The following is a 4726-nucleotide window of genomic DNA, read 5'->3' as shown; positions in this document are numbered from 1 at the left end:
GCGACCTGCTCGAGGGAGACGTGTCGCCCGGTCACCGCGTTGCGTCCGGCACCTTGGCTGCTGGAGGCACCAACCTGCCGGACGTCAGCGGGGGTGGCAGGGGCCGAGACCGGGTCGCTGACCGCGGGCTCCTGGTCGAGCAGGGCCTCGAGGCGGGCGGCGCTGCCCTGGGCCCGGGCCAGCGCCCGCATGCTGTCCACCAGGGGCGCCAACGCGTCCCCGACGGCCACCGGCACGACGACGAGCAGCGCCGCGACGGGTGCGCCGGTCGCCGCAGGGTCGGCGAGGAAGGCGGCGGCGATCGTCGCGGCGGCCGTCGCGACGAGCAGGGTCGCCGCGACGAGGGCGCGGCCGCGGCTCTGCTGCCGCGTGGCACCCCGCAGCGCGTCGTGGGCGTCGCGCAGCCAGCCGGATGCCGTGTCCTGCGCCCCGATCGCCTGGAGCTCACCGGCCTGCCGGGCGACGAGGTCGCTGACCCGCAGCACCTCGGCCCGGGCCTCGAGCAGCTCGTCACGGGAACGGGACTCGAGCAGCCAGGCGAGCCAGCACGTTGCGGCGACGGCCACGAGCAACCCGGCCAGCACCAGTCCGACGGCGGGGGAGAACCACGCCACGAGCAGGGTGGCCACCAGCCCGGCGACGATGCTCGACAGCACCGGCACGGTCACCCGCACCTGCGCGTCGACGACGTCGGTGAGGTCGTCGACCACCCCCGCGAGCACCCGCGAGCGTGACCGTCGACCGAGCCGGGCTGGCGTCAACGGCACGAGCGCCGAGTAGACGCGGGTGCGCTCGCGGGCGAGGTCGTCGAGCGCCGCATCGTGCGACACGAGCCGCTCGACGTACCGGAACAGCGGCCGGGCGATGCCGAAGGCCCGCACCCCGACGATGGCGGTCAGCAGGGTGAGGATCACCGGTTGCTCGCTCGCCCGCACGATGAGCCAGCCCGAGGTCGCCGTCAGGGCGATGCCGGATGCCGTGGCGGCACCTCCCAGCAGCCCGCCGATGATCGTGGCGCGTGTCGGTCGAAGGCTCATGCCAGCACCTCCGCGCCGTCGCGGGTCAGGGCGACGTGCCGGTCGGCCCGGGCGACGAGTTCGGGCCGGTGGGTCACGGCGATGACAGTGCGCCGCTCGCCGAGGTCGGACAGCACGTCGTGCACGAGCGTGGCGGCGGCGTCGTCGAGGTGCGCGGTGGGCTCGTCGACGAGCAGCACCGGCGCGGTGGACAGGGTGGCCCGGGCCAGGGCGATGCGGGCCCGCTGCCCTGCGGACAGCCCGAACCCGTCGTCGCCGAGCGGGGTCGCGAGCGCGAGCGGCAGGCCGGCGACGAATCCTTCGAGGCCGACGAGGCGCAGGGCGTCCCACAGGGCCTGGTCGTCGGCGTCGTTGCCCAGCGTGAGGGCCTCGCGCAGGGTCCCGGCAGGCAGGAACGGCCGTTGCGTGACGAGGTGGGCGCGACCGGCGCGCACGGTACCGGCCGTGGGCGTGCGCAGCCCGGCCGCGAGCTCGAGGAGGGTGGACTTGCCGACCCCCGAGGGCCCGGTGATGGCGGTCAGGCCCGGACCGGCATCCAGCGTGACCCCGGCGAGAACGGCATCCGCGCTCTCCGGGTACGTGTAGTGGATGCCGTCGAGCACCACGCCCAGCTCGTCGCCCGTGCTCGATGCCTCGGGCGAGGGGGTGGTGGGGTCGAGCTCGGCGAGGATGCCGTCGATCGCCTCGGCGCCGTCGGCCGCGGCGTGGAACTCGGCACCGACCCGGCGCACCGGCCAGTACGCCTCGGGGGCCAGCAGGATCGCGAGCAGCCCCGCCTGCAACGTCATCGACCCGTGGGTGAGGCGGATGCCGACGCTGACCGCGACGATCGCCACCGAGATCGAGGCGAGCAGCTCGAGGGCCGCCGACGACACGAACGCCAGCTTCAGGGTGGCCATCGTGGCGCGCCGGTGTTGCTGGCTGACCTCGCCGATGACCTCGACCTGGCGCTGCGCCCGGCCGTAGGTGACCAGCGTCGGCAGGCCGCGCACGACGTCGAGGAAGTGCCCGGACAGCGACGACAGTGCCGCCCAGCGCTTCTCGGTGTCGGACTGGGTGGTCTTGCCGATGAGCGCCGCGAAGAACGGCAGCAGGGGCAGGGTGAGCACGACGATGAGGGCGCTGATCCAGTCGACCCACACCAGGGTCGCGAGGGCCAGCGCCGGAACCACCGCTCCGGCGACGAGCGCGGGCAGGAAGCGCGCGGCGTACGGCTCGACGCTCGCGGCACCCTGCGCGGCCAGGGTCACGGCCCGGTCGGGGTCGGGGCGGCGCTCCGCCGGCGAGGCCATCCACCGGGCGAGCAGGGCCTCGCGCAGCTGCGCGGTGACCTCCACCCCGGCCCAGGCCGCGACCTTCTCCGACACCCAGGACAGCCCGGCCCGCGCCACGAACAACCCCGCCAGCCACGACGCGGGCGGACGCAACGGCATCCCCTCGACGACGGCGACGACGAGCGCGGTGAGCGCCACCGCCAGCCCGATCGTCGCGACGCCCTGGAGCACGCCCACGACGGCCAGGACCGCCACCGGGCGGCGCGCTGCTGGCGCCGCCCGGAGCAGTCGTGGGTCGAAGGGCTTCATGGGATGCCGCGGGGTTACTTGACCGAGACCGGTGCCGGCATGTGGTGGGTGCCGAGGCGCTTGCGGAACGTCCAGTACGTCCACGCGGTGTAGAGCAGCACGATCGGCGTGAAGACCAGGGCGGCCACGGTCATGATCTTCAGCGTCATCTCGCTGCTCGAGGCGTTAACGAGGGTGAGCGACGTGCCGTCGGCCAGGGTCGTCGGCATGACGTTCGGGTAGAGCGTCAGGAAGTAGGTCGCGACGGCGCTGGCGAAGGTGACGGCGGTGCCGATGAAGGCCCAGCCCTCGCTCTCCTTGACGTTGGCGTAGATCGCGGCGAGCAGTGACACCGCGGCGATGGCGGTGGTGATCCACGACCAGACCGTGCCCTGGGTCAGGCCCAGCCAGAGCAGCAGCACGACCGCGAGGCCGGCGGTGACCAGCCCGAGGGTGGTGCCCAGGGCCCGGGCGTCGCGGCGGATGTCGCCCGTGGTCTTCAGGGCGAGGAAGAACGCGCCGTGGGTGAGGCTGAGGCCGAGCACGACGAGGCCGCCGAGCAGGCTCATGGGGTTGAGCAGGGTGAACAGGTTGCCGACGAACTCGCTGTCGGCATCGAGCGGCACACCGCGCACGACGTTGGTCAGGGCGACGCCGACGAGCAGGGGCGCCACGATGGAGCCGCCGATGATCGCCATGTCCCAGCGGGCTCGCCAGGTGTCGTCATCGCGCTTGCCGCGGTACTCGAAGCCCATGTTCCGCACGATGAGGGCGACGAGCAGGATGAGCAGCGGGAGGTAGAACGCCGAGAACATCGTCGCGTACCACTCGGGGAAGGCCGCGAAGGTCGCACCACCCGCGGTGAGCAGCCAGACCTCGTTGCCGTCCCAGTGGGGGCCGATGGTGTTGAGCATGACGCGGCGGCGCTTCTCGGAGTCTGCGTCGCTGGTGCCCTTGCCGAGCACCGGCAGCAGGGCGCCGACACCGAAGTCGAAGCCCTCGAGCACGAGGTAGCCGGCCCACAGCAGACCGATGAGTCCGAACCAGATGAGTGCGTAGTCCATGGTCGAGTCCTCTTGTCGATCAGTAGGCGAACTGGAGCGGGGCGTCCTCGTCCGCATCCGCGTGGTCGGCCGGGTCCTCGAAGGGGTCGGCGCCGCGGCGGACGTAGGTGAGGAAGAGCTTGATCTCGATGACGGCCAGCACGGCGTACACGAGGGTGTAGGCGATCATCGAGATCCAGACCTCGGTGGCGCTGACCGAGGGGGAGACCCCGGTCGAGGTGGTCATCAGCCCGTAGACGATCCACGGCTGACGGCCGGCCTCGGTGAAGATCCAGCCCCAGCTGTTGGCGAAGACGGGTGCGAGCGGTGTGAGGATCGCGACCCACGTCCAGACCGAGCCCTGGGGGACCCGGTTCTTGCGCATCGCCCACAGGGTCGCGGCGGCTGCGGCCATCGTGGCGAAGCCCAGGCCCATCATGAAGCGGAACGACCAGTAGGCGAGCGGGATCATCGGGGTGTAGTCGTCGACGAGCACGAGCGCGGCGACCTCGGGGCCGTACTGCTCGGCGACCTTCTCGGCCATCGCGCGCTCGCTGACGCGCAGCTCGTTGATGCCCTCGACCTCGCCGTCCCAGGTGCCGGTCGCGAGGAAGGAGAGCAGGCCCGGGATCTCGATGATCCGGGTGGCCTCGCTGCCGTCGAGCGAGCCGATCGACAGCACCGAGAACGGGGCGTTCGACGTCGTCTCGTACAGGCCCTCGGCCGCGGCCATCTTCATGGGCTGGACCTCGGTCATGATCTTGCCCTGGATGTCACCGGTGACGATGACGCCCAGCGACGCGACCAGGGCGAAGACGGCGCCGAAGCGGGTGGCCTTGCGGTACATCGGCTCGTCACCGGTGCTGGCGTGCTTGCGCATCAGCCACAGGCCGACGCCCATGACGACGGCGCCGCCGACCATGTACGCCGAGAAGATGACGTGCGGGAAGGTCACGAGCTGCACCTTGTTGGTGAGCACGGCCATGAAGTCGGCCATCTCGGCGCGGCCCGTCTCGGGGTTGAACCTGTAGCCGACGGGGTTCTGCATGAACGAGTTCGCCGCGAGGATGAAGTAGGCCGACAG

4 protein-coding genes are annotated in these 4726 nt (G+C 72.0%); all 4 read right to left on the bottom strand.

Annotated elements, in window-relative coordinates:
* Positions 1 to 1037, bottom strand: a 1037-nt coding sequence (locus PLL68_RS10075) for an ABC transporter domain-containing protein (RefSeq protein ID WP_502910693.1), incomplete at its 3' end; no start/stop codon positions are given.
* Positions 1034 to 2620: a thiol reductant ABC exporter subunit CydD gene (gene cydD, locus PLL68_RS10070; RefSeq protein ID WP_324533689.1), complete on the bottom strand. Its 1587-nt coding sequence runs from the start codon at positions 2618 to 2620 to the stop codon at positions 1034 to 1036. The genes PLL68_RS10075 and cydD, both read right to left, overlap by 4 nt.
* Before the next feature lie 14 nt (positions 2621 to 2634).
* Positions 2635 to 3663: a cytochrome d ubiquinol oxidase subunit II gene (gene cydB / locus PLL68_RS10065; protein ID WP_324533688.1), complete on the bottom strand. Its 1029-nt coding sequence runs from the start codon at positions 3661 to 3663 to the stop codon at positions 2635 to 2637.
* Between the two features lie 19 nt (positions 3664 to 3682).
* The coding region (locus PLL68_RS10060; RefSeq protein WP_324533686.1) for a cytochrome ubiquinol oxidase subunit I at positions 3683 to 4726 on the bottom strand (1044 nt) is incomplete at its 5' end.

Source organism: Ornithinibacter sp., assembly GCF_035443565.1.
In the GTDB taxonomy this organism is placed as follows: domain Bacteria; phylum Actinomycetota; class Actinomycetes; order Actinomycetales; family Dermatophilaceae; genus Fodinibacter.
Note: the sequence above shows the minus strand (reverse complement) of the source record. Positions and strands in the feature narration are given on the sequence as shown.

Bases quoted from the DNA above. Each gene is read 5' to 3' on its own strand.
- cydD (WP_324533689.1), bottom strand. From the start codon at position 2,620: ATGAAGCCCTTCGACCCACGACTGCTCCGGGCGGCGCCAGCAGCGCGC.
- cydB (WP_324533688.1), bottom strand. From the start codon at position 3,663: ATGGACTACGCACTCATCTGGTTCGGACTCATCGGTCTGCTGTGGGCC.